The organism is Sagittula marina (assembly GCF_014196795.1).
Taxonomy (GTDB): Bacteria; Pseudomonadota; Alphaproteobacteria; order Rhodobacterales; family Rhodobacteraceae; genus Sagittula; species Sagittula marina.
On record NZ_JACIEJ010000003.1, the window covers coordinates 79,247 to 101,664 of the forward strand.

General features: G+C 62.5%; 21 protein-coding genes. 15 read left to right on the forward strand and 6 right to left on the reverse strand.

Features of this window, described 5'->3' with window-relative positions:
- Positions 1-25 precede the first annotated feature (25 nt).
- Complete coding sequence (locus GGQ68_RS06580) at positions 26-658, forward strand: lytic transglycosylase domain-containing protein (RefSeq protein ID WP_484592948.1); 633 nt, start codon at positions 26-28, stop codon at positions 656-658.
- A gap of 64 nt (positions 659-722) precedes the next feature.
- Positions 723-1,805: a hypothetical protein gene (locus tag GGQ68_RS06585; protein WP_183964236.1), complete on the forward strand. Its 1,083-nt coding sequence runs from the start codon at positions 723-725 to the stop codon at positions 1,803-1,805.
- 6 nt (positions 1,806-1,811) lie between these two features.
- Here the strand turns inward: GGQ68_RS06585 and GGQ68_RS06590 are convergent, their stop codons facing one another.
- The 3 genes from GGQ68_RS06590 to miaA all read right to left on the reverse strand — a co-directional run bounded on the left by GGQ68_RS06590 (position 1,812) and on the right by miaA (position 5,467).
- Entirely contained in the window at positions 1,812-3,491 is a 1,680-nt protein-coding gene (locus GGQ68_RS06590; RefSeq protein ID WP_183964239.1) for an ABC transporter substrate-binding protein, read from the reverse strand.
- A gap of 181 nt (positions 3,492-3,672) precedes the next feature.
- On the reverse strand, positions 3,673-4,536 hold the full coding sequence (locus GGQ68_RS06595; RefSeq protein ID WP_246429289.1) for a helix-turn-helix domain-containing protein: 864 nt from the start codon (positions 4,534-4,536) through the stop codon (positions 3,673-3,675).
- A 28-nt stretch (positions 4,537-4,564) separates the two neighbouring features.
- Positions 4,565-5,467: a tRNA (adenosine(37)-N6)-dimethylallyltransferase MiaA gene (gene miaA / locus GGQ68_RS06600; RefSeq protein ID WP_183964241.1), complete on the reverse strand. Its 903-nt coding sequence runs from the start codon at positions 5,465-5,467 to the stop codon at positions 4,565-4,567.
- Between the two features lie 131 nt (positions 5,468-5,598).
- Between miaA and pyrH the strand changes: the two genes are divergently transcribed.
- Positions 5,599-6,330, forward strand: coding sequence for a UMP kinase (pyrH, locus tag GGQ68_RS06605; protein WP_183964243.1), 732 nt, complete (start codon positions 5,599-5,601; stop codon positions 6,328-6,330).
- 61 nt (positions 6,331-6,391) lie between these two features.
- Here pyrH and GGQ68_RS06610 read toward each other — a convergent pair whose 3' ends face one another.
- Complete coding sequence (locus tag GGQ68_RS06610; protein ID WP_183964245.1) at positions 6,392-7,432, reverse strand: GlxA family transcriptional regulator; 1,041 nt, start codon at positions 7,430-7,432, stop codon at positions 6,392-6,394.
- A gap of 231 nt (positions 7,433-7,663) precedes the next feature.
- Here GGQ68_RS06610 and frr point away from each other — a divergent pair, with 231 nt between their 5' ends.
- The 12 genes from frr (at position 7,664) to lpxB (ending at position 19,346) form a co-directional block, all read left to right on the forward strand.
- Complete coding sequence (frr, locus tag GGQ68_RS06615) at positions 7,664-8,224, forward strand: ribosome recycling factor (RefSeq protein WP_183964247.1); 561 nt, start codon at positions 7,664-7,666, stop codon at positions 8,222-8,224.
- 186 nt (positions 8,225-8,410) lie between these two features.
- Positions 8,411-9,139: a polyprenyl diphosphate synthase gene (uppS, locus tag GGQ68_RS06620; protein ID WP_183964249.1), complete on the forward strand. Its 729-nt coding sequence runs from the start codon at positions 8,411-8,413 to the stop codon at positions 9,137-9,139.
- Positions 9,136-9,930, forward strand: coding sequence for a phosphatidate cytidylyltransferase (locus tag GGQ68_RS06625; RefSeq protein WP_183964251.1), 795 nt, complete (start codon positions 9,136-9,138; stop codon positions 9,928-9,930). Before uppS ends, GGQ68_RS06625 begins: the two co-directional genes overlap by 4 nt.
- Before the next feature lie 34 nt (positions 9,931-9,964).
- Entirely contained in the window at positions 9,965-11,134 is a 1,170-nt protein-coding gene (gene dxr, locus GGQ68_RS06630) for a 1-deoxy-D-xylulose-5-phosphate reductoisomerase (protein WP_183964253.1), read from the forward strand.
- Between the two features lie 12 nt (positions 11,135-11,146).
- Positions 11,147-12,496, forward strand: coding sequence for an RIP metalloprotease RseP (gene rseP, locus GGQ68_RS06635; protein ID WP_183964255.1), 1,350 nt, complete (start codon positions 11,147-11,149; stop codon positions 12,494-12,496).
- A gap of 247 nt (positions 12,497-12,743) precedes the next feature.
- Positions 12,744-12,875, forward strand: a complete 132-nt coding sequence (locus GGQ68_RS24555; RefSeq protein WP_281374669.1) for a hypothetical protein — start codon at positions 12,744-12,746, stop codon at positions 12,873-12,875.
- A gap of 214 nt (positions 12,876-13,089) precedes the next feature.
- Entirely contained in the window at positions 13,090-15,441 is a 2,352-nt protein-coding gene (bamA, locus tag GGQ68_RS06640; RefSeq protein ID WP_425502961.1) for an outer membrane protein assembly factor BamA, read from the forward strand.
- Positions 15,442-15,445: 4 nt separating this feature from the next.
- A complete protein-coding gene (locus GGQ68_RS06645) occupies positions 15,446-16,120 on the forward strand; it encodes an OmpH/Skp family outer membrane protein (protein ID WP_183964257.1) in 675 nt (224 codons plus the stop codon).
- Positions 16,121-16,193: 73 nt separating this feature from the next.
- Positions 16,194-16,655 (forward strand): 3-hydroxyacyl-ACP dehydratase FabZ, encoded by a 462-nt coding sequence (fabZ, locus tag GGQ68_RS06650; RefSeq protein WP_183964259.1) that lies wholly within the window; start codon positions 16,194-16,196, stop codon positions 16,653-16,655.
- Positions 16,652-17,437: an acyl-ACP--UDP-N-acetylglucosamine O-acyltransferase gene (gene lpxA, locus GGQ68_RS06655; protein ID WP_183964261.1), complete on the forward strand. Its 786-nt coding sequence runs from the start codon at positions 16,652-16,654 to the stop codon at positions 17,435-17,437. The genes fabZ and lpxA overlap by 4 nt, the downstream gene beginning before the upstream one ends.
- Positions 17,437-18,216, forward strand: coding sequence for an LpxI family protein (locus GGQ68_RS06660; protein WP_183964263.1), 780 nt, complete (start codon positions 17,437-17,439; stop codon positions 18,214-18,216). Before lpxA ends, GGQ68_RS06660 begins: the two co-directional genes overlap by 1 nt.
- Positions 18,216-19,346: a lipid-A-disaccharide synthase gene (lpxB, locus tag GGQ68_RS06665; RefSeq protein WP_183964265.1), complete on the forward strand. Its 1,131-nt coding sequence runs from the start codon at positions 18,216-18,218 to the stop codon at positions 19,344-19,346. Before GGQ68_RS06660 ends, lpxB begins: the two co-directional genes overlap by 1 nt.
- A 34-nt stretch (positions 19,347-19,380) precedes the next feature.
- Here lpxB and GGQ68_RS06670 read toward each other — a convergent pair whose 3' ends face one another.
- On the reverse strand, positions 19,381-19,851 hold the full coding sequence (locus GGQ68_RS06670) for a hypothetical protein (protein ID WP_183964267.1): 471 nt from the start codon (positions 19,849-19,851) through the stop codon (positions 19,381-19,383).
- 364 nt (positions 19,852-20,215) lie between these two features.
- Positions 20,216-22,231, reverse strand: a complete 2,016-nt coding sequence (tkt, locus tag GGQ68_RS06675; RefSeq protein ID WP_183964269.1) for a transketolase — start codon at positions 22,229-22,231, stop codon at positions 20,216-20,218.
- Positions 22,232-22,418 lie beyond the last annotated feature (187 nt).

A 22,418-nucleotide genomic window follows, 5' to 3' on the forward strand; every position in this document is an offset into this window, starting at 1 on the left:
TTGAACAACGGTGAAGAGGTTTGCAATGGCGGGGGTGCGCTTTGGAAGTGTGGCATGGACGGCTCTGGCAGCTGTCGGCATGCTCTGTCTGTCGTCAGGTGTCGTACAGGCAGAAACGATTTCCACCAAAAGCCGCGCCGGCCTGTTTTCCTCTCAAATCGGTGTCTTGGACAGCCGCGCCTCCGCTCAATACAAAAGCTCCGTGCGCCTCCAGCCGCCTCAGGTTGTGACCCCGACCAAGTGGGGCACAGGCGCAGCCGCTGCGGCGGAGGTGCCGAAATATCGCGGGCGCTATAACGGCCCCTACGCGACCATGGCGCGAATCGCGGCGCAAAAACATGGCGTGCCGGAGGATCTGTTTCTGCGTCTCGTGATGCAGGAAAGCCGGTTCAATCCCAAGGCGCTTTCCCACAAGGGGGCCATCGGTCTCGCGCAGCTGATGCCCGCCACGGCCAAATCGCTTGGCGTGGATCCGCATGATCCGCAGGAAAACCTGCTGGGCGGCGCGAAGTACCTGATGATTCAGTACAGGAAATTCGGCTCCTGGCGTCTGGCGCTGGCCGCCTACAACGCGGGTCCCGGCGCGGTTGAGAAACACGACGGCGTGCCGCCTTATCGCGAAACCCGCAACTATGTTAAGAAAATCTGGGGCAGCTGACGGCGCTTGCCTTTGCGACCTATTTCCAGCGGATTTTATAGCTTAAGCCGCAGTTGACCATTGGATGACACTCTTGACCCGGGACGTGCTCAGACGTCCGTTAACACGGGACTTCGGGGTGCATCACATGCTCGGTTTGGCGACCCTATTCGAACCAGTTGTCAGGGCGGGACGCACAGCGGCGTCGGTGCTTGTGATGCTGATCTGGGCCAATGCCACCTTTGCACAGGAGTGTGATCGGCCACAGGCGCTGACCGGGTTGGTGCTGACCCTCTCGGTCCTGCCCGCGGACGGCACACAGGTCAGCCCGCGCATTGCAGAGCGGATCAGCGACCAGATGTCAGGGCTGAGTGAACAGCGCCTGCTCAATACGTTGGATGATACGCCCTTCGAGGCGCTGGAAGGCATCGCGCTCGACCTGATGGCCGAAGGCGCGCGGCTCAGCACCGGCGGAGCGCGCTACGATCCACGCCACATGCAGTCCATGCTGCGGGAATTCGACCGGCAAAGCGAGCTGGCCTGCGCCATGGCCAAGGACCGCGTCATAAGTGTCCTGCCAGAGGCGCGTTGGGCCATCGTAACCGACGGACGCATTGATTGGCAGGCGCTGGACCGCGTCCTGAAAGACAGCATTTTGGCGACCGGCGGGGCGGTTGTGGTCGCACTGATCCTCGTAATCGGGCTGTTGTTCACGTTCGACATCGCTGCGCGCTGGATCTGGACGTTGTTCTACAATCGCCGGGCGTGCTGTGTGCCCGCCGTTCTTGAAATCGACGGCAAGGGTGTGCCCGGACTGATGCTCACGCTGGGGCGGGGTGGTTTCCGTTTTCAACCGCGCGACGCGTCGGAAATCCCGTTGGTCGTCGGCTGTGACGCGGTCCTGAACGTGTCCGGAACGGCGCTTCCCGGGGCAAAGCTTGCACGCTTTCACCAGACAATGGGGGATTTCAAATTTGCGGAACCTCTGTCCGTCGAGGAGCAGAACGGGATCTTGGCTCTTTCCACGATCCCGCCCCGTTTCATCCGCAAACGACGCGGGGGCGGGGAGGCGCAGCTTGCCCAGCTGGTGGCGGACGACGACACCGGTAAAGAGAGCGACGCTCGGGCTGTCTTTATCTCGGCACGCGCGCCGTCGGCGGCACGCTGACACGTCTCATGCGGCCAGTCCCAGTTTGTACAAATGGATCTCGAAAGACGGGTGCATCTCTGCGCCAAGGACACCCGGTCGGTAATGCCGATAGAGTGAGCGCCAAAAGGGTTGGATCATCACATGATCCGAGCGCAATATTGTTTCAATATCGGCCATGACGATGCTGCGGGCCTCTGCATCGGCGATCGACATGGCCGCCGCCAGCTTGGCATCGAATTCCGGGTTGGCATATCCGGTCTCGTTCCACGCCGCACCGGACCGGTAGGCCAGCGCCAGGGTCTGAACGCCCAGCGGTCGATGCACCCATTCGGTGGCGGAAAACGGGTAGCTGGACCATTCGCTCCAGAATGACGAACCGGGCAGAACGGTGCGCTTCACCTTGATGCCCGCATCGCGCAATTGGGCCGCCGCGGCATCGGCGGTGTTCTTGGTGTAGCCATCGTCAAGCGAAATCAGGTTGTGCTCGTAATCGCGCATGCCGATCTCGTCGAGCAGCGCCGCAGAGCTTTCCGGATCGTAGATCGCCGGGCCGATGTCAGCATATTCGGGATGCACAGGCGCGACGTGGTGGTTTGCCGCCACCACACCGCGTCCGGAATAGCCCAGCTCAAGGCAGATCTCATTATCCACCGCCTTCACCAAAGCCTCCCGCAGCTTGGGCTCCGCATACACGGCCGTCCCATCCACCGGAGTGTTCTGGTTGAAGCGCACGACAACGGTGGCGCCCGTCACGACCTCTGACTTCTCCCACCCCATGGCGTCGGCAATGTCGATGAATTCACCGACATTCTGGTACAGCATATCGACCTCATCGGCCTGCGCTGCCCTGATCCAGGATGCAGGGTCGGTCCCAAGGTCGATGAATTCAATCCGGTCCAGCGACGCGCCACCGAACCCCTCCGCCTCGGCCCCCCACCAGGCGTGCTGCGTATTCCTGACCAACACCCCATTGTTGCGGGGCTCATAGACCTCCGGCAGGTAAGGGCCTGTTCCGATAGGTTTTTCAAGCATGGTTTCCGGCGAATGGCTGGCATGAACCACGGCGGCGGGGTAATCCGCCATGCCCACGATCAGGGTGATGTCGGGTTTTGGCAGGCTGACGCGCACGGTCCGGTCGTCGACCTTGGTCACGGCGCCTTCGATCAGCTGCGAGGTGCTCTCGTCCACCAGTGTGGCCATGCGTCCGGCCATGGAATTGCCTTCAACGGTTCGATCACACCAATAGGCAAACATCCGTATCACGTCATCTGCGGTAAAGGCATCGCCATTGGTCCACAGCACGCCGGGGCGAACATGCAGGAGGTATTCTGTGGCGTCGTCGTTGACCTCCCAGCTGTCCAGAAGCATGCCGCGCAGCGATCCGTCGCGGTTGTACTCCACCAGATATTCCAGCCACCCACGGGTGAAGTTCGCGATCTGCGGCCAGTCGTAGGTGCGCGGATCTTTTAGCGGGCGCACCTCTTGCTGGATGCGCAACGTTCCACCCGTCTCACCGGGCGGCACATGGCTTTCGGCCTCGGCAGGTTGCGCCAGACCGCCCAGCACGTAGGCGGCAGAGGCGGACAACCCCAGGGCGGTCGTACGGGTCAGGAACTCACGTCGGTCCAGGGCACCGCTTTGCAGCTCTTTTGCGTACATCCGGGCCGCGGGATGATGCCGCTGCTTGGTGCCTTGCGAAGCCATGGTGATCGTCCTTTCTCATTCGGTCAGCAGGATCGCGCCATGCGCCAGATGAAAGCGTTTGTGGCCACCTGCCGACCGTCGCGCCATTGCGCATGATCTGACGCATCGCGTCAACGCTTGGAATGGGCGCGGGCGGGGCATTGGCGTCGTGCCGCCGGCCCGGCGGGTGCGGCAGCCTTGCTTAAAATGTAGACCGCAGTGTGGCGGGCTTGCGTCCGGCGCGGCGCAACTCGGTCGGCGAGACCCCGGTGTGGTTTTGGATGAAGCGCGCGAAATAGGCCGGGGAGGAAAAGCCCAGCGACTTTGCCACATCCTGAACCGGCGGCTTCGGACTTTCGAGCGCGACGCGTGCGGCGTGCAGCCGCCGTTCCGCCAGAAGGTCGGCGGCGGTCTTGCCACAGCAGGCGCGGCAACAGCGGGTCAGATGCGTCGCGGTGACATCCAGCGCTTCGGCATAGCTGCCCATGCTGCGAGGCGTCCGGAAATGGCGTGTCAGATCTGCCGCGTAGCGATGCACCAGCCGTTGTGCGGCGGTTGGCTGAGGCGCGTCGGCGGCCCCGGCCTCGATTTGCCGGTGCAGCCAGATCCCGATCAAGGCGGCCCGCGCTTCCAGCGCGTCCTGCATCAAGGGGCGTTTGGCGTGCAATTCCCGGTGCATGGTGTCGATTTCACCGGTCAGCTCTGCCTGACCATAGCCGTCCCGGATGCGCAGCAAGACCGGTGCCTGCGGTTCCTGCGGCGCCAGGCCCGGTGGCGCCTGGACGAACAGCGCCTGCGTGCCGGGCTGAAGCTCGATGGAAAACAGCGTTCGGGCGGGCAGCCACAGCGCGATATGCGTGCTCAGCCCCCGTCGCACGCCATTCACGATCGCCCGCCCTTGCCCTTTGGTGATCCAGAGCAGCGTGACGTCCTCGCGGTCATGGGCCAGATGGTAGCGCCAGGGCGCGGCCTGCAATTCCGGCATGAAGGAGCCAGCCCGGATCGCCCCGCGCGCCTTGGCGGGCGCGGGCGGCATGGGGTTCTTGAGGAACCCGGGGCGGCTCATGTTCGGCGCCGCTGGTGTGTAACATCGCTCATGAAAGATCCTCCGGCGTGACCTTCGGCCAGTCCGACATACGTGATTTGAACCATGTCCGCTGCCGCTTGGCAAACTGTCGGGTGAGGATCGTGGCGCGGTCGGTCGCCTCGGTCAGGGTCATCTCGCCGCGCAGGTGCGCGATCAGCTCCGCCGCACCGATGGCCTTGGCAGAGGGCAGGGCGGGCGACCACGTGTCAAGATTGGCGCGCGCCTCCTCCAGCGCGCCCTGCGCCAGCATCAGATCAAAACGGCGTTCGATGCGTGGCGTCAGCCAGTCCTTTGGTGCATCGAACACGAACCGCTGCGTCTCCGTGACGGGCAGCAGTGGCGGCGGTGTGTCCTCCTGCCAGGCGCGCAGCCCACGCCCCGTGGCATGCAACACCTCCCAGGCGCGCTGCACCCGCATCGGATTGCGCAGGTCGATGCGCTGCGCGGTGGCGGCGTCAAGCTCTGCCACCATCGCGTCGAGGCCGTGCTGTGCAAGGCGCGCATCGGCCGCGGTTCGTATCTCCGGCGGGGTCGGCGGGATCTCGGCGAGCCCTTCCGTCAACGCCGTGAAATACAGGCCCGTGCCGCCGGTGATGATGGGCCGCGCGCCGTGCAATACAGACGCCACCTCACGCAGCCAGTCCCCGACCGAATAGGCGGTGCTGCCCGCGATGTGGCCATATAGACTGTGGGGCGCGCGGGCTTCCTCCGCGGCCGAGGGGCGCGCGGTCAGCACACGCCAGTCGTCGAACACCTGCAAGGCATCGGCGTTGACCACCACCCCGCCTTGACGCTCTGCAATCTCCAGCGCCAGCGCGGATTTGCCGCTCGCCGTCGGGCCTGCAATCAGGACGGGGCGCGCCGGGTCCAACGTGTCGATCCGGGCGCGCAGTGCAGGGCCTAGGGGCATGGTCAGGTCGTGTCCTCATGTGGTGAAACGCAAAGCTTGCGCATATTCCGCAGTGCAGCACCATTGCACCGGGCGGGCTTTTCCGCCAGATATGCCAGCAACATTATCCCCCGGCCGACAAGGAGCGCAACATGAGCGAAACCGATACGCCCGCGACCACATACAATCGCGTGATGCTGAAAATTTCGGGTGAGGCGCTGATGGGCGACCAGGGCTTCGGCCTGCACCCGCCGACCGTCGAACGTGTCGCGCGCGAGATCAAGGCCGTGCACGATTTGGGCACCGAGATCTGCATGGTGATCGGCGGTGGCAATATCTTCCGCGGTCTGGCCGGGTCGGCGCAGGGGATGGAACGCACCACCGCCGATTACATGGGCATGATGGCCACTGTGATGAACGCGCTGGCCATGCAATCCGCGCTCGAAGGTCTGGGGGCCTATTGCCGCGTGATTTCGGCCATTCGGATGGATGAGGTGGCAGAGCCCTACATTCGCCGCCGCGCCGTCCGCCACCTTGAAAAGAAGCGGATCTGCATTTTCGCCGCAGGCACCGGCAACCCGTATTTCACGACCGATACGGCGGCAGCGCTGCGCGCGTCGGAAATGGCCTGCGAAGCGATCCTGATGGGCAAGAACGTGGATGGGATCTACGACAGCGATCCCAAGCTTAATCCCGACGCCAAGCGGTTCGACGAGATCACCTACGACGAGGTGCTGCGCGACAACCTGAAGGTCATGGATGCCTCCGCCATTGCGCTGGCGCGTGACAACCGGATGCCGCTGGTGGTCTTCTCGCTCAACGAACCCGGCGGGTTCAAAGGCATCCTGAGCGGGCAGGGCACCTTCACCCGCGTGATTCCCTGATATCACGGTTCTAGGATTTCAACGCGCCTCGGAGATTGCTCTTTCGGGGCGCGTTTGCGTTTCAGCCTGTGGTTGAGGCTGTTGGCGCCGCCACTGTCGGGCGGGTGGCCTGCGAATCTTCGGCCCACGTGGTGGGGCCTGCCTGCGCTTTCAGGCGGCGCAGCTTGGCCGCTTTTGGCTTGGCCTGGCGTTTGCGGTCGGCACGCTCCGCGCGCGGCGGCTTGCCAAAGTGGCTGCGATAGCTGCGGGTGAAGGCGGAGGGCGACGCAAACCCCGTCGCCGCCGCGATCTCGGACACCGACAGGGCCGTGTCCTCCACCAGCTGTGCGGCCCGCTTTAGCCTCAGGTCGAGATAGATCTGCATCGGCGTCTTGCGCAGCGCCTTGTCACAGCGCAGGCGGAGCTGTTTCAGGCTCATTTCCAATTCAGCGGCGATGCGGGGCAGGGGCATCGGGTCGTGCAGATGGGCGGCCATGATCGACTGCATCTTTTGCATGACGGGATCGGTGCTGTCCGGCAGCCGCTGGCGGCGGCTGTTGTCTGCCACCCGACCGATCGCCATCGCTTCACCGGTTTGCGCCGCCAGCGCCGGGGAGCGGGCGCGCGCGATCCAGTCCAGCAGCGCCTCTGCGGCGGCCAGCCCTCCGGTCGAGGTCAGCCGATCCCGGTCAAAGACATGGGTGCGGCGTGACAAGGCCACCGCAGGATAGCTGCGCTCAGGGTCGGGCGGCAGCACCGCTTCGCGTCCGTCGAGCATCCCCAACCGCGCAAGGATCAGCGCCCCATGGTCGAGGCCCGCAAGCGTTGCGCCCGCCGCCTCCGCCCGGTGCAGGAAGCCGCGCAACCCCATGGGCAGATGGCCCAGCGGATCGGGCCCGGCACACAGCACCAGCAGATCAAAGCCCTGCGCCCCCTCCCAATCCTGCGCGTCCGCCGCGATCACCGTCCCGTCCGACGCGGTCACGGGATCCCCCGTCACCGTGCGGATGCGACAGCTGAACAGCGCTTGTCCCGCGCACAGGTTGGCAATGCGCAAAGCCTCGCGGATCAGGACGTATCCCAGCATGGGAAAACCGGGAAAGAGGATAAGGCAGACGTGCATGGACTATCCGGTCTGGTCGTTTGTGCATGGTTTTCGGGCTTTCGAGCATCAGCCACACCCGATGCCCTTGTTTCGCACAGGAGGCGTTAATGGACTCTTATGATTAACGCGGCTCCGCGCAGATCCTTCGGCCTGCCCACATCACATGCGGGGCGGGCGGTTCTTGATCTGCGCGTCCGGACGGGCTAAGCCTCCGCACTGACGAAGGTTATCCCAACGAGGCACAGGCTCATGTCCGAACAATTCGAACTCGACACCGACGATCTCCAGCGCCGCATGGATGGCGCCATGAGCAACCTGAAGACCGAATTCGCCTCGCTGCGGACCGGGCGTGGCTCTGCCTCCATGCTGGAACCGGTGCAGGTGGACGCCTACGGGCAGATGACACCGATCAACCAAGTGGGCACGGTCAACGTGCCGGAGCCGCGCATGGTCACCATCAACGTGTGGGACAAGGGTCTGGTCGGCAAGGTGGAAAAGGCCATCCGTGAAAGCGGCCTTGGCATCAACCCGCAGCTCAACGGCACCATCATCATGCTGCCGATCCCCGAGCTGAACGAGGAACGCCGCCGGGATCTGACCAAGGTCGCGGGCCAATACGCCGAACACGCCCGCGTCTCCGTGCGCAACGTGCGCCGCGATGGCATGGAACAGATCCGCAAGAACAAGGACAACATGTCCGAGGATGACGCCAAGCTCTGGGAAAGCGAAGTCCAGGAGCTGACCGACAGCTACATCAAGAAGATCGACTCGTCGCTTGAGAACAAACAAGAAGAAATCATGCAGGTGTGACCCTTCGGGACACCGATGACGGCGAACAGGGGCGGGCGACCGCCCCTTTTTGCATGTGCGCCACTGGCAGAAGCATGCGTAAAAAACCGACTGCACAAACTATGCACGACTAACTCTTTGGCAACGCCTATGCTTTGGTCTATGACGACCACAGCCAAAAGAGATTGCCGCGCCGGAGGGCCCTTCATGACATCCAAGACTCGTCCTGATCGGGGTGGACCACGCCACGTGGCAATCATCATGGATGGCAATGGCCGCTGGGCCACCATGCGCGGACGGCCCCGCCTGTTCGGCCACCACGCAGGGGCACGTCGCGTGCGCGAAATCGTTGAGGCCTGTCCCGGCGTGGGCGTGGATTATCTCACCATTTTTGCTTTCTCGACAGAGAACTGGAAACGTACACAGGTCGAGGTCGCCGGCCTCATGAGCCTGTTCCGGCGCTACATCATGAAAGAAATGCAGGCCTTCGTAAAAGAAAACGTGCGCGTGCGTTTCATCGGTGACCGTCCTCGGCTGGACGCCAAGCTGCGCGGCCTGATGGACGAGGCGGAACGCATGACGTCCCATTGCACCGGGACGAATCTGACGATTGCGCTGAACTACGGCGGCAGAGACGAGGTTGCCCGCGCAACGCAACGGCTGGCGCAGGATGTGGCGGATGGCAAACTGTGCCCCGCCGACATTTGCGAAGAGACGTTGCCGCGCTATCTGGACACACACGTGCTGCCCGACCCTGACCTGGTGATCCGCACCAGTGGCGAGGCGCGCGTGTCCAACTTTCTCCTCTGGCAGTCGGCTTATGCGGAATATGAATTCATTGATACACTTTGGCCCGATTTCAGCCCCGAAGAATTCGGCAGGCTTTGCGGCGCTTATGGAAAGCGGGACCGCCGCTTCGGGGCGGTGAAAGCATGAGTTCGCATCGTTGGGATGATCTGAAGGTTCGGCTGGCCTCTGCCGTGGTGATGCTCGCCGTGGGCGTGTTCGGGGTCGCGATGGGCGGCTGGGTGTTCCACCTGCTGATCGCTGCGGCCTCCGGCATCATGGTGTGGGAGCTGGTCTGCCTGCTCGACACCGGCCGGACCAAGTCGCAGTACGTTCTGGGCATAGCGACCTTCCTCGTGGCGCTGGTGGCCATCCGTCTGCCGGGCAGCTTTGCGCTGCCGCTGTTGATGGTGCCGGCCATGCTGGGCTTTGCCCGGATGGATCAGGGCGCCACGCGCTACGGCGTGTTTACCACGCTTATCGTCTTTGCCGGATACGGCATGATGAGCCTGCGCGATGACCTGGGGCTGGTCTGGATCCTCTGGTTGCTGACGACGGTGGTTGTGACCGATGTCTTCGGCTACTTCGCGGGACGCGCAATTGGCGGGCCAAAGTTCTGGCCCAAGGTGTCGCCCAAGAAAACATGGTCGGGCACCGTGGCGGGCTGGGTCGCGGCGGCGATTGTGGGCCTGCTTTTTGCATGGATCACGGGTGCGAGCGCTGGTCTGGCCGGGATTTCCATCGCGGTCAGCATGGCCAGCCAGATCGGGGACATTGCCGAAAGCGCGCTCAAGCGCAAAGCCGGCGTCAAGGACAGCTCGAACATGATTCCCGGACACGGTGGACTGCTGGACCGCTTCGACGGGATGCTGGGGGCGGCGGTTTTCCTTGTGTTCGCCACGCAGATCGTAGATTTCCCGCCGGGACTGATCGCACAGTAAGCGACCGGCCAAACGGCGGAAGGACATGAACGACATGCGGCGGGTTTCCATCTTTGGCGCGACCGGATCCATCGGTCAGAACACCATCGACCTGATCGCCCGCGAGCCGGAGGCCTACGATGTCGTGGCGCTGACCGGCGGGCAGAACATCGCACAGCTTGCACAGGATGCGATCCGTCTGCGCGCGGACCTTGCGGTCACGGCGGATGAGACGCGGCTGGACGAGCTGCGTCAGGCGCTTGCTGGCTCCGATGTGGAGGCCGCTGCCGGGCGCGAGGCTTTGCTGGAGGCTGCGGACCGACCCGCCGAATGGGTGATGTCGGCCATTGTCGGCGCGGCGGGGCTGGAACCGGGCCTGCGCGCGCTGCAACGGGGCGCTACTCTCGCGCTGGCCAACAAGGAAAGCATGGTCTGCGCCGGTCAGTTGATGCTGCGCACGGCGCAGGCGCACGGCGGGCGGCTTCTACCGGTGGATTCGGAGCATTCGGCGGTGTTTCAGGCGCTGATCGGCGAGGATCTCGATGCCGTGGAGCGTGTGATCATCACCGCCTCCGGCGGCGCTTTCCGCGACTGGCCCATCGAGGATCTACCCAAGGCCACGCCGGCGCAGGCCGCCACCCATCCCAACTGGGACATGGGTCAGCGGATCACCATCGACTCCGCCTCAATGTTTAACAAGGCTTTGGAGCTTATTGAAACCAAAGAGTTTTTTGGATTGTCAGCTGACAAGATCGAAACCGTCGTGCATCCCGAAAGCATGATCCACGCGCTGGTTGGTTTCAATGACGGGGCGCTCATGGCCCATGTGGGGCCGCCGGACATGCGCCATGCGATCGGCTTTGCGCTGCATCACCCGGAGCGCAAGCCGCTGCCGGTGGAGCGTCTCGACCTTGTGAAGCTGGGGCAGATGACCTTTCGGCCCGCATGTGAGATACGTTGGCCTGCGCTGCGACTGGCGCGGGAGGTGATGGAAGCCGGGGGCCTGTGCGGCGCGGCCTTCAACGCGGCCAAGGAAGTCGCCTTGGACGGCTTCATTGACGGGGCGATAAGCTTTACCCGGATGACGGAGGTGGTCGAAGAGGTGCTCTCCCGCGTTTCGCCCAGACTGCGACATATTGATGACGACTTTGGCCTTGATATGGTTGTCGAGGCCGACCATCTCGCTCGGGTAGAGGCGGGAAATATAATTGCTGGCAGGACCTAGAAGGGGCGTATTTTGGATCTGACGACTTTGAGTTCATCCTTCGGGGGTGTCCTGTGGACGGCGGTGTTCTTTGTTATCGCCCTGTCGGTGATCATCGCGATCCACGAATATGGTCATTACATCGTGGGAAAGAAATCCGGGATCTTCCCGGAGGTCTTCTCGCTTGGCTTCGGGCCTGTGATCTACTCCCGTGTCGATGGCGATGGCACCAAGTGGCAGCTGGCCGCGATTCCCTTTGGCGGCTACGTGAAATTCCGCGGTGACGGCAACGCCTCTGGCGCCATTGCCGAAGAGGGTGTGATGGACAGCCTGTCGGAAGATGACAAACGGTCCACCATGATCGGTGCCCCGTTGTGGGCACGTGCGGCGACCGTCGCGGCGGGGCCTGTGTTCAACTTTGTCCTGTCCATCGTGATTTTCACGGCTGTGTTCCTGTATCGCGGTGTCGCGGCCGATCCGCTGATCATCGACGAGCTGAAGCCGACGCCTTACACCCAGAACCTGCGCAACGGCGATCAGGTGCTCGCCATCGAAGGCAACCCGATCCCAAGCCAGGAAAACGGCGTGGCCTATTCCGAATTCGTGAGCGGTCTGCCGGAACAGCCTCTGCTGGACTACACCGTGCTGCGCGATGGCACCGAGCTGACCGTCGAAGGCCCATACCTGCGCGCACCCATCGTCGGCAGCGTTGTGCCGCGGTCGGCCGCGATGGATGCCGGCCTGCAAGTGGGCGACGTGATCACCAAGCTGGAAGGGCAGGAGGTCTTTTCCTTCATGCAGCTGCCGGCTGTGATCGAAGCCTCCGAAGGGGCGCCGGTCGACCTGGAAATCTGGCGCGATGGCGAGGTGCTGAACAAGACGCTCGAAGCGCGCCGCATGGATGAACCGCTGCCCGAAGGGGGCTTTCGGACGGTCTATCGCATTGGTCTTGGCAGCGGCCAGATCTTTGAGCCGGAGACGGTCACGCCGTCTTTCCTCGATGCGCTTTGGGGCAGCGTGCGGCAGGTCTGGACGATCATGTCTGGCTCTGTCTCCGGCCTGTGGCACATGGCAACGGGGGCGATCAGCACCTGTAACCTGTCCGGCCCCATTGGCATCGCGGAAACGGCGGGCGATATGGCGAGCCAGGGCACCGTCAGCTTTATCTGGCTGATTGCGGTGCTGTCCACGGCCATCGGGATGTTGAACCTGTTCCCGATCCCGGTTCTGGATGGCGGGCACCTTGTGTTCTACGCCTACGAGGCTGTCTTTGGCAAACCGCCCAGCGACGGTGCGCTGAAGGTGCTGATGTCGGTCGGTCTGACGCTTGTTCTGGCCATGATGCTCTTTGGTCTGACCAATGACCTGATCTTCTGCCCATAACGCCCGATCGTTGAAGACGGAGAGATTCTGACCGCTGCGATCCGTCGCGGCGGTCTTTTGCATTTTCAGGGTTCGGTGAGCGGATTGCGGCGTCACACGGAACAAAGCACCCAAACCCGCAGTGATTATTTCGCAGTCCGACGTACAAATTAACGTTGTTGCCCAAATCAGGCCAGAATCTCAGTGCATAAAGCGGTTGAGCCGACGCGAAGGTCGTGTTCCACATCTGCATTCAAGGACCATTGTCATGGCAACGATCACAGCCGGATACCGCAGCATGAGCCTGCTTGTGAGCATTAACTATGATCGACTGTTGTATGTCTTTACCGTCGTCTTCGCCCTCTTCCTTGGCGCTTATGTCGGGATGCTGGTGCAGTAAGCCGCGCAGTCTCAGCGCGATCTATGCGTACATCGCGCTGCAATATCCCGTAGCTCGCGTGGGGAGTGACGCGACTGCTTGCCGTGATCTGCCCGTTTTCCAGCCATCGGCTTTTGACAAGCCTGCTCAATCCGTCTAGTCACATCGGCAAGGGATGTCGAAGTGGATAGCGAAAATGGCTGAAGTCATTTCCGCGCGAGGCGCGCAGGGAACAATGAAAAACAAAAGCCTGAATGGCGCAGTGCAGGCCGTGTGTCTGTCCATGGCGCTTGGAGTTGGTGCAGGCGCAAGTATTCTTGTGGCACCGCAAGCTGCCTACGCGCAGTCCTATAGCTTTTCCAACGTCCAGATCGATGGCAACCAGCGCGTTGAGGACGGGACCATCCTGACCTACGCCGGTATTGCCCGCGGACAGCGCGTCAGCGCCGGGGAATTGAACGACGCTTATCAGCGCATTCTGGGCTCCGGCCTGTTTGAGAGCGTCGATATTGCGCCGCAGGGCAACACTCTGGTGATCAGCGTCGTTGAATATCCCACCGTGAACCGCATCGTGTTCGAGGGCAATCAGCGCATCAAGGATGAAGACCTTGCTCCCATGGTGCAAAGCCAGACGCGCCGGGTGTTCAGCCCGCGCTTGGCGGAGCAGGATGCGCAGACCATTGCCGAGGCCTACACCGTGCAGGGCCGTCTGGCCGCGCGCGTTACGCCCAAGGTCATTCGCCGCAACGACAACCGCGTCGATCTGGTGTTCGAGATCTTCGAAGGCGGCGTGTCCGAAGTCGAGCGCATCAGCTTCGTGGGCAACACGATCTATACCGATCGCCGTTTGCGCCGCGTGGTCGAGACGAAACAAGCCGGCCTGCTGCGTGCGATCATCAAGAAAGACACGTTCATCGCGGATCGTATCGAATTCGACAAACAGCTGCTTCGCGATTTCTACATGTCGCGCGGCTATGTCGATTTCCGTATCCAGGGTGTGAATGGCGAGCTGGCGCAGGAACGCGACGGCTATTTCGTTCAGTTCAACGTCGAAGAAGGCCAGCAGTTCAAGGTTGGCAATGTCTCGGTGAATTCCGACCTGCCCGAGGTGGATACGGACAAGTTTCAGAATGCACTGCGGCTGCGCTCCGGCGCGGTCTATAATCCGGCGCGCATCGAAAACGAAATCGCGCGGCTGGAAAAGCTGGCGATCCGCGAAGGTCTGAACTTTGTCCGGGTTGATCCCCGGATCGACCGCAACGACCGCGATCTGTCGCTGGATGTGTCGTTCAACCTGGTGCGCGGCGAGCGTATTTTTGTTGAGCGGATCGACATCGAGGGCAACTCCACCACGTTGGACCGCGTTGTGCGCCGTCAGTTTGACGTTGTAGAGGGCGACCCTTTCAATCCGCGTGCCATCCGTGAAAGCGCTGAGCGTATCCGTGCACTCGGCTTCTTTGCGGCAGTGGACGTGAACGCACGTGAAGGATCGACACCGCAGCAGGTCATCGTCGATGTGGATGTGGAAGAACAGCCCACCGGCTCGTTGTCCTTCGGCGGCAACTACTCGTCGTCCAGCGGTTTCGGTGCGGCCATCTCCTTCTCGGAGCGCAACTTCCTTGGCCGCGGCCAGACGTTCGGCTTTACGGTCAACACGTCGTCGTCTGCGCGGCAGTACGGCATCAACTTTGTTGAACCGGCGTTGATGGGCCGGGACCTGACATTCGGTTTGCGGCTGAACTATGCCGAAACCGACAGCCTTGGGTCGTCCACATATGACACGACAAACGGGATCTTTTCACCGTCCATCGCGTTCCCGGTGTCCGACAATGGGCGCCTGCAGTTGAACTACAAGTATCTTCTGTCTGATATCAGCGCGGGCAACGCGATCGGTGTCGATACCAACGACATGGGCGTCATTGCGACTGAGGCCGCCGAGGGCGAACGGTCCAGCAGCTCGCTTGGCTACCTGTACACGTACGATACCGCGCGGGCAGGTCTGTCGCCGGTCAGCCGGGTGCGTCTGGAATTCGGGCAGGATTTCGGCGGCGTCGGGGGGGACACGTCTTACGTGAAAACCTCGCTGAAGGCGATTGCCCAGACCCAGGTGTGGAGCGAGGAAGTCACGCTGCGTGCCACGTTGGAAGGCGGAGCGCTCAACTACAGCCAGGGCGAAAGCCGCGTGACCGACCGGTTTACCATTTCCCCGAACCTGATGCGTGGCTTTGAATATGGCGGCATTGGCCCGCGTGAAATCAATGGCGACGAAGAGGATCCGCTGGGCGGCAACTACTTTGCCGTTGCCCGGTTCGAAGCGGAGTTCCCCGTGGGCCTGCCCGAAGAATATGGCATCGCCGGTGGTTTGTTCTACGACGTCGGTTCTGTCTGGGGTGTGAACGACAACGCAACGGGTGCAACCGGCAGCGAGATCGTGTCCTCGGATTTCGAGGCGCGCCATGTCGTCGGCTTCTCCGTGCTGTGGGACAGCGCGCTTGGTCCGCTTCGGCTTGATTTCTCTGAGCCGCTGAAGAAAAGCAAGTACGACGAGGTCAAGAACTTCAACCTGACCGTGTCTACGGAATTCTGATCGGATGCGCGGGCTGGTGTTCAGCCTGATGTTGGCGGCCGCCGGGACCTGTTCCGGCGGTCTCTTTGCGCAACCTTCGGATCTGGGCATGATCCAGAGCAACGTCCTTGTGGTCGACATCGACCGGATGTTCTCTGAAAGCGCCTACGGTCGGCAGCTGAACGACGAGATCGAGCAGGCCAGCGCAGAAATCGTGGCGCAGAACCGGCGCATAGAGACAGAGCTGACGGCCGAGGAATTGACCTTGACGGGCCAGCGGAGCTCTTTGCCGCGCGAAGACTTTCGCAAGCTGGCCGAAGAGTTCGATGAAAAGGTCCAGCGGCTGCGCGCGGAGCAGGACGCCAAGGCGGAGTCGCTGCGAAATCGCGGTGATGAGAACCGCCGGGAGTTCCTTCAGGCCGCGCGCCCGGTGTTGGAGACCCTGATGCGCGCGTCAAACGCGCTGGTCATCATCGAGCGGCGCGATGTTGTCATCACCGCCGATGCCGTGGACGTCACAGATCGCGCCATTGCGCTGATTGATGCGCGCGCCGAGGACGACGATATAGGGGGTGGCGTGACACCGGAGGCGGCGACGTCCGATGACGCGGAGGATGCGCCGACGCCCGACGACGAGGTGACGACGCCCGAGGACACGCCGGATGCGCCGACGCCTGAGGCCGCGACGGACCAGCCCTGAACGGCCTGCGCTTGCTCCTGCGCTGTGGGCTTGGTACTGCGGTATCCAAGTGACACGAGAGAAAGCCTACCTGATGAGCGATGATCTTCTTTCTGCTGATATCCAGCTGATCCAGCGGATTATTCCGCACCGCTACCCGTTCCTTCTGGTGGACCGCGTCGAAGAGATCGACGGCACCAACAGTGCGGTCGGCATCAAGAATGTCACCATGAACGAGCCGCATTTTCAGGGCCACTTTCCCGGCATGCCTGTGATGCCCGGCGTGACCATCGTTGAGGCGATGGCCCAGACCACGGCGGTGATGGTGGGCGCTGCGCTCGATCTGGCGGACAAGGAGTTGAAGGTTTTCTTCATGTCCATCGACAAGTGCAAATTCCGCCGCAAGGTGGTTCCGGGCGATCAGCTGCGCATGAAGGTGGAAACCCTGCGTGGCAAGCCCGGCGGCAAGGTCTGGAAATTCGCGGGCACGGCCACCGTGGACGGCGAAGTTGCGGCAGAGGCCGAATTCACCGCCATGATGGAGCTTCCGGTTTGAGTGATCTGATCCATCCTTCTGCGGTGATCGAACCCGGCGCCAAGTTGGGCGAGGGGGTGCGCATCGGTCCCTTTTGCCACGTCGGTCCGGACGTGACACTGCACGCCAACGTGGAGCTGAAAAGCCATGTTGTCGTGACCGGCACGACCGAGGTTGGCGAAGAGACGGTGATCTTTCCCTTCGCCGTGATCGGCGAGATCCCGCAGGATCTGAAATTCCGGGGCGAGAAGACCTCTCTCAGGATCGGTAAACGCAACCGCATACGTGAACACGTTACCATGAACACCGGCACCGAAGGCGGTGGCGGTGTGACCGAAGTGGGCAACGACGGGTTGTTCATGGCGGCCTGCCACGTGGCCCATGACGTGAAGGTCGGCAACAACGTGATCCTGGTGAACAACGTGGCGCTCGCCGGGCATTGCGTGATCGAGGATGACGTGATCGTCGGCGGTCTGTCGGGCGTGCACCAATGGGTGCGCATCGGCAAGGGCGCGATCATCGGGGCTGTTACCATGGTGACCAACGACGTGATCCCCTACGGTCTGGTGCAGGGGCCGCGCGGCAAGCTGGACGGGTTGAACCTTGTTGGGCTGAAACGTCGTGGCGTCGCGCGTGAGGACATCACCGCACTGCGGGCCGCGTTCCAGATGCTGGCACAGGGCGAGGGCGCCTTTCAGGAGCGTGCGCGCCGCCTGGGGAGCGAAACCCAAAGCGCCTACGTGCGCGAGATCGTGGATTTCGTTCTGGGCGACAGCGACCGTTCCTTCCTGACGCCGGGCTGATGCTGGCGCTGATTGCCGGGCGGGGGGATCTGCCTGCCGCCGTGGTGGCCGCGCATGACGGCCCGGTGGTGGTCTGTGCGCTCGAAGGTCACAGGCCGGACGGGGTGTCCGTGGATCGTGTTTTCCCCTTGGAGGGATTGGGCGATCTGCTGCATTGGCTGCATGGGCGCGGCGTGACAACCATTTGCTTTTGCGGCGCAATCTCTCGGCCATCGTTGTCGCTGCGGCGGATTGCCTGGCGTACCTGGCCCTTGGTGCCGCGCGTGGTACGTGCCTTGCGGCGTGGCGATGATGGGGCCTTGCGCATCGCCATGAGAATTTTCGAGGACGCCGGATTTCGGATGCTGGCCGCGCATGAGGCTGCGCCCTCGTTGCTGCCTTTGGCGGGTGTCTGGGGCGTTCTGCCCGATGGAATTGAGGCCACCGCGCGCCTTGGCGATCAGGTGAGCGTTGCGCAGGCGGCCGCCGACCTGGGACAAGCTTGCGTCCTGCGCGGCGATACGGTCTTGGCGCGCGAGGACGAGGACGGGACCGACGCCATGCTGGACCGCGTGACGGATGCCTCCGGTGGTGTGTTGTACAAAGCGCCGAAGCCCGGACAGGATCGTCGCGCAGATCTGCCTGCGATTGGTCCGGGAACGGTGCACGGGGTGGCCAAGGCGGGTCTGAGCGGGATCATTGTCGAAGCAGACGGGGTCATGGTCCTTGGACAGCCGCAGGTGCGCGATGCACTGGCGGCCGCCGGGCTGTTCCTCTGGATACGGGAAAGGGGCGCGTGATGCGGGTTTTTGTAACGGCGGGAGAGGCCTCTGGCGACAAACTCGGTGCGGCCTTCATGAAGGGGGTCCGCCAGCTGTGTCCGGAGGTGGAATTTCGCGGCATCGGCGGACCGCTGATGGAGGCGGAGGGCCTTCAGTCGATCTTTCCGATGGATGAAATTTCGATCATGGGGATCACGGAGATCCTGAAGGAATACTGGGCGCTGAAGCGCCGTATCCGCGAGACGGCGGATGACGTTATCGCCTGGTCCCCGGATGTGCTGGTGACCATCGACCTGCCGGAATTTTCCCTGCGGGTGAACAAGCTGGTGAAGGCGGAGTCCGATATTCGCGTCGTGCACTACGTGGCGCCAACGGTCTGGGCATGGCGTCCGGGGCGCGCGCAAAAGATGGTTGGCGTCGTGGACCAGGTGCTGGCGCTGCTGCCGTTTGAGCCACCCTACATGGAGGCCGTGGGCATCGACTGCGACTTTGTCGGTCATCCGGTCGTGATGGAGCCTGTTGCCAGCGCAGAAGACGCGGCGGCATGGCGGGCAGAGCATATCCCGACGGGCGATTTGTGCCTGCTGTTGCCGGGGTCTCGACGTTCGGAAGTGTCGCGGCTGATGCCGGTGTTCCAAGATGTCGTAGAGCGGTTGAAGGCTGTGCGTCCTGATCTGCATTTCGTACTGCCTGCAGGTCGACAGGTGGAGCCGATGGTGCGCGAGGCTGTGCAGGGATGGCGCGTGCCTGTCACCGTGATCGCCCCGGACGAGTCGCAGGCCAAGCAGGCGGCGTTCCGGTCGGCGGATGTGGCGCTGGCGGCGAGCGGGACGGTCTCGCTGGAGCTTGCGGCGGTGGGCACGCCGATGGTGATCGCCTACGACATGTCGTGGTTGTCGCGCCAGATCATCGGACGTCTGTTGATCGTGGACACGGTGACTTTGGTCAATCTGGTCAGCGAAACCCGTGATATACCGGAGTTCATTGGCAAGGACTGCGACCCTGCTGCCATCAGCGCCGGCATGTTGGAGGTCTTGAATGCGCCGGAACGCCAACAGGCTGCCATGGACCTAACGATGCAGCGGTTGGGGCGGGACGGCGAAGAGCCGGGGCTGCGCGCGGCGAGGGCGGTTCTGGATCGCCTCTGAGCAAATGGCTGCAGGCTTGCGAAGTGCCGCGAGCTTAGATGAGGCGCGTGAGCAAGACCGCGATAAGCACCCAGATGAGACCGCCTAGGATCGCAAAAGGGAAAACCCACCAGGTCTTGAGAACCAGATCGTCGTTGTTCGGGTCCGTGGCGCGTGCGGGATCTGTTGAACAAGGCGCCGGAGTATAATTTGTGCCAGTAAGGGTGCCTGATGTCATGTCAGGCTCGCTTGAAAAAAGGGTTGATGATGGCGGGGGAATTTCTTCAAGCCAGCGCTCGCCCTTCTGATCGCGTCGATATTCTTTCCGTTTCTGGCAAGAAGAGACGACGTTCCCGGGGTTTGTGGCGATGGAGCGAAAGCCCACTTCAGCATAATTGATCAGATTGCGTCGGGCCGGTTCCATCTTGAGTCGGGAGACCGAGGCGAGGCGGCGCGTTTGATGTCGGCGCGGATACTCTGGTGTGTCGGCGGCCATAACGTCGATGATCCGATCCTGCTTGGGCATTCATTCTCTCCGCGTTCACCTTAGTTCACCTTACAAAGATTAATTTAAGACTAACAAGCGCGGATTGACCAAGAATTTCAAAAGGTTACTTTACCTTTGGTTGTGTTGTATTCTTGTAAAGCAATCTAAAGTGTTAAAATTCCCTGAACACACCACACCGAGTTGTGAACTTTTGTCGTGTTTCCGGTGAGAGTCCATGCCGCCAATCCGGTCGATTGACGAAGGCGGAGGGCTGGGTGGCGTGACAGCGATCCGCACCAGGGCGAGCGATTGGCAGCCAGTCGATCTGGGGGTCCTTGAAATGCAACAGGCCCCCGCCGGGGCGGAGGCCTGTTGATATTGTCTTTGCGCGGTCACGCTTGGGTCAGAGAAGACCCTTGGCGGCGGCGGTCACAGCCTCGGCGGTGATGCCGAACTTCTCGTAAAGCTCATCCGCAGGCGCGGAGGCCCCAAAGCCGGGCATGCCGACAAAGGCGCCCTTGTCACGCTTGCCACGCTCGGAGAACAGCCACTTGTCCCAACCGAACTGCACGGCGGCTTCGACGGCGACGCGCACCGGACCCGCTGGCAGAACCTTGCGGCGGTAAGCTTCGTCCTGTTGCTCGAACAGCTCGATGCAGGGCATGGAGACAACGCGAGTGCCGATGCCTTCGGCCTGCAGGGCGTCGCGCGCGGCCAGAGCGATTTCCACCTCGGAGCCGGTCGCCATCAGGATCACCTGACGCTTGCCCTCTGCCTCGGCCAGCACGTAGGCGCCTTTCTCGGTGAGGTTGGCGGTCTTGTGCTCGGTGCGGACGGTGGGCAGGTTCTGGCGGGTCAGCGACAGAACGGAAGGCGTCGCCGTCTGGTTCAGCGCAACTTCCCAGGCCTCGGCGGTTTCCACGGCGTCCGCAGGGCGGAAGACAAGGGTGTTCGGCGTGGCGCGCGAGATCGCGAGGTGTTCGACCGGCTGGTGTGTCGGGCCGTCTTCGCCCAGACCGATGGAGTCGTGGGTCATCACGAAGATGGTCGGGGTCTTCATCAGTGCGGCCAGGCGCATGGCAGGGCGCGCGTAGTCGGTGAAGGCCATGAAGGTGCCGCCGTAGGGGCGCAGACCGCCGTGCAGACCGATGCCGTTCATGGCGGCGGCCATGCCGTGCTCGCGGATGCCCCAGTAGACGTAGCGGCCCTTGCGGTTGTCGGTGTCAAAGACGCCCATGTCGCCGGTCAGCGTGTTGTTGGAGCCGGTCAGGTCCGCCGAGCCACCGATGGTTTCCGGCATGATCGGGTTGATGACTTCGAGGGCCGTTTCCGACGCCTTGCGGGTCGCAACCTTTGGCTGTGTTTCGGACAGCTGCTTTTTCAGCGCTTTGATCGTTGCGGACAGCTTCTTGGGCGTCTCGCCGGTCATGCAGCGTTCGAATTCCTTTTGGCGGGATTCGCTGGCCTCGGCCAGACGGCCTTCCCATTCGGTGCGGTCCGCCGCGCCACGGGTGCCGACGTCTTCCCACCAGGATTTTACATCTGCGGGCACCTCGAACGGGCCTGTGGTCCAGCCCCAGGCGTCCTTGGCGGCGACGTTCTGCTCATCATTGGTGAGCGCGCCGTGACCTTTGGATGTGTCCTGAGCCGCGTGGCCCAACGCGATGTGCGTCTTGCAGGCGATCATGGACGGCTTGTTGGACTTCTTGGCGGCCTCGATGGCGGCGTCGATGGCTTCGGGATCGTGGCCGTCGATTTCCTGAACGTGCCATTGCGCCGCTTTGAAGCGCATCACCTGATCGGTCTTGTCGGACAGGGACACCTTGCCGTCGATGGTGATGTCGTTGTTGTCCCAGAAAACGATCAGCTTGGACAGCTCGTGGCGGCCCGCGATGGCAATGGCTTCCTGGCTGACGCCCTCCATCAGGCAACCGTCACCGGCGATGACATAGGTGTGGTGGTCGACAAGCTTCTTGCCGAACCGACCGCGCAGCATTTCCTCTGCCATGGCAAAGCCGACGGAGTTGGAGATGCCCTGACCCAGCGGGCCTGTGGTGGTTTCCACGGCCTTGAGCAGGAAGTTTTCCGGGTGGCCGGCGGTCTTTGCACCGGACTGGCGGAAGTTCTTGATCTGGTCGAGTGTGACTTCTTCGTCGCCGCAGAGATACAGCAGCGAATAGATCAGCATGGAGCCGTGGCCCGCAGACAGGATGAACCGGTCGCGGTCGTGCCAGCCGGGGGTCTTTGCGTCGAACTTGAGGTGCTTTGAAAACAGGACGGTCGCAACGTCCGCCATGCCGATGGGCATGCCGGTGTGGCCGGAGTTGGCCTTTGCGACGGCGTCGAGCGCCAGGGCCCGGATCGCGGTCGAGCGCATCCAGTGTTCCGGATTGCGGGTGCGAAGCTCTTGGATATCCACCGTGATGTTCCTTGGTTTGCAATGTTTGCCGTTTCCTTAACAGCGAATGGCCGAAAGGCAAGGTTTGCGCTCACATGTGGCGCAAAACCGGATGAAAGCCGCCGTCTAAGGTGTTGTGATCAAAAGGGGGCGCATTTGCTAAGGTCCCTTGATAAAGTTATTGCAAAATGACCCAGGGCTGATTCGC

Coding starts and splice junctions, on each gene's coding strand:
- dxr (WP_183964253.1), top strand. CDS start 9,965: ATGCGGCGGGTTTCCATCTTTGGCGCGACCGGATCCATCGGTCAGAAC.
- fabZ (WP_183964259.1), top strand. CDS start 16,194: ATGAGCGATGATCTTCTTTCTGCTGATATCCAGCTGATCCAGCGGATT.
- bamA (WP_425502961.1), top strand. CDS start 13,090: ATGAAAAACAAAAGCCTGAATGGCGCAGTGCAGGCCGTGTGTCTGTCC.
- miaA (WP_183964241.1), bottom strand. CDS start 5,467: ATGCCCCTAGGCCCTGCACTGCGCGCCCGGATCGACACGTTGGACCCG.
- GGQ68_RS06625 (WP_183964251.1), top strand. CDS start 9,136: ATGAGTTCGCATCGTTGGGATGATCTGAAGGTTCGGCTGGCCTCTGCC.
- GGQ68_RS24555 (WP_281374669.1), top strand. CDS start 12,744: ATGGCAACGATCACAGCCGGATACCGCAGCATGAGCCTGCTTGTGAGC.
- frr (WP_183964247.1), top strand. CDS start 7,664: ATGTCCGAACAATTCGAACTCGACACCGACGATCTCCAGCGCCGCATG.
- GGQ68_RS06590 (WP_183964239.1), bottom strand. CDS start 3,491: ATGGCTTCGCAAGGCACCAAGCAGCGGCATCATCCCGCGGCCCGGATG.
- lpxB (WP_183964265.1), top strand. CDS start 18,216: ATGCGGGTTTTTGTAACGGCGGGAGAGGCCTCTGGCGACAAACTCGGT.
- GGQ68_RS06670 (WP_183964267.1), bottom strand. CDS start 19,851: ATGCCCAAGCAGGATCGGATCATCGACGTTATGGCCGCCGACACACCA.
- uppS (WP_183964249.1), top strand. CDS start 8,411: ATGACATCCAAGACTCGTCCTGATCGGGGTGGACCACGCCACGTGGCA.
- GGQ68_RS06595 (WP_246429289.1), bottom strand. CDS start 4,536: ATGAGCCGCCCCGGGTTCCTCAAGAACCCCATGCCGCCCGCGCCCGCC.
- GGQ68_RS06585 (WP_183964236.1), top strand. CDS start 723: ATGACACTCTTGACCCGGGACGTGCTCAGACGTCCGTTAACACGGGAC.
- GGQ68_RS06645 (WP_183964257.1), top strand. CDS start 15,446: ATGCGCGGGCTGGTGTTCAGCCTGATGTTGGCGGCCGCCGGGACCTGT.
- GGQ68_RS06610 (WP_183964245.1), bottom strand. CDS start 7,432: ATGCACGTCTGCCTTATCCTCTTTCCCGGTTTTCCCATGCTGGGATAC.
- GGQ68_RS06580 (WP_484592948.1), top strand. CDS start 26: ATGGCGGGGGTGCGCTTTGGAAGTGTGGCATGGACGGCTCTGGCAGCT.
- pyrH (WP_183964243.1), top strand. CDS start 5,599: ATGAGCGAAACCGATACGCCCGCGACCACATACAATCGCGTGATGCTG.
- GGQ68_RS06660 (WP_183964263.1), top strand. CDS start 17,437: ATGCTGGCGCTGATTGCCGGGCGGGGGGATCTGCCTGCCGCCGTGGTG.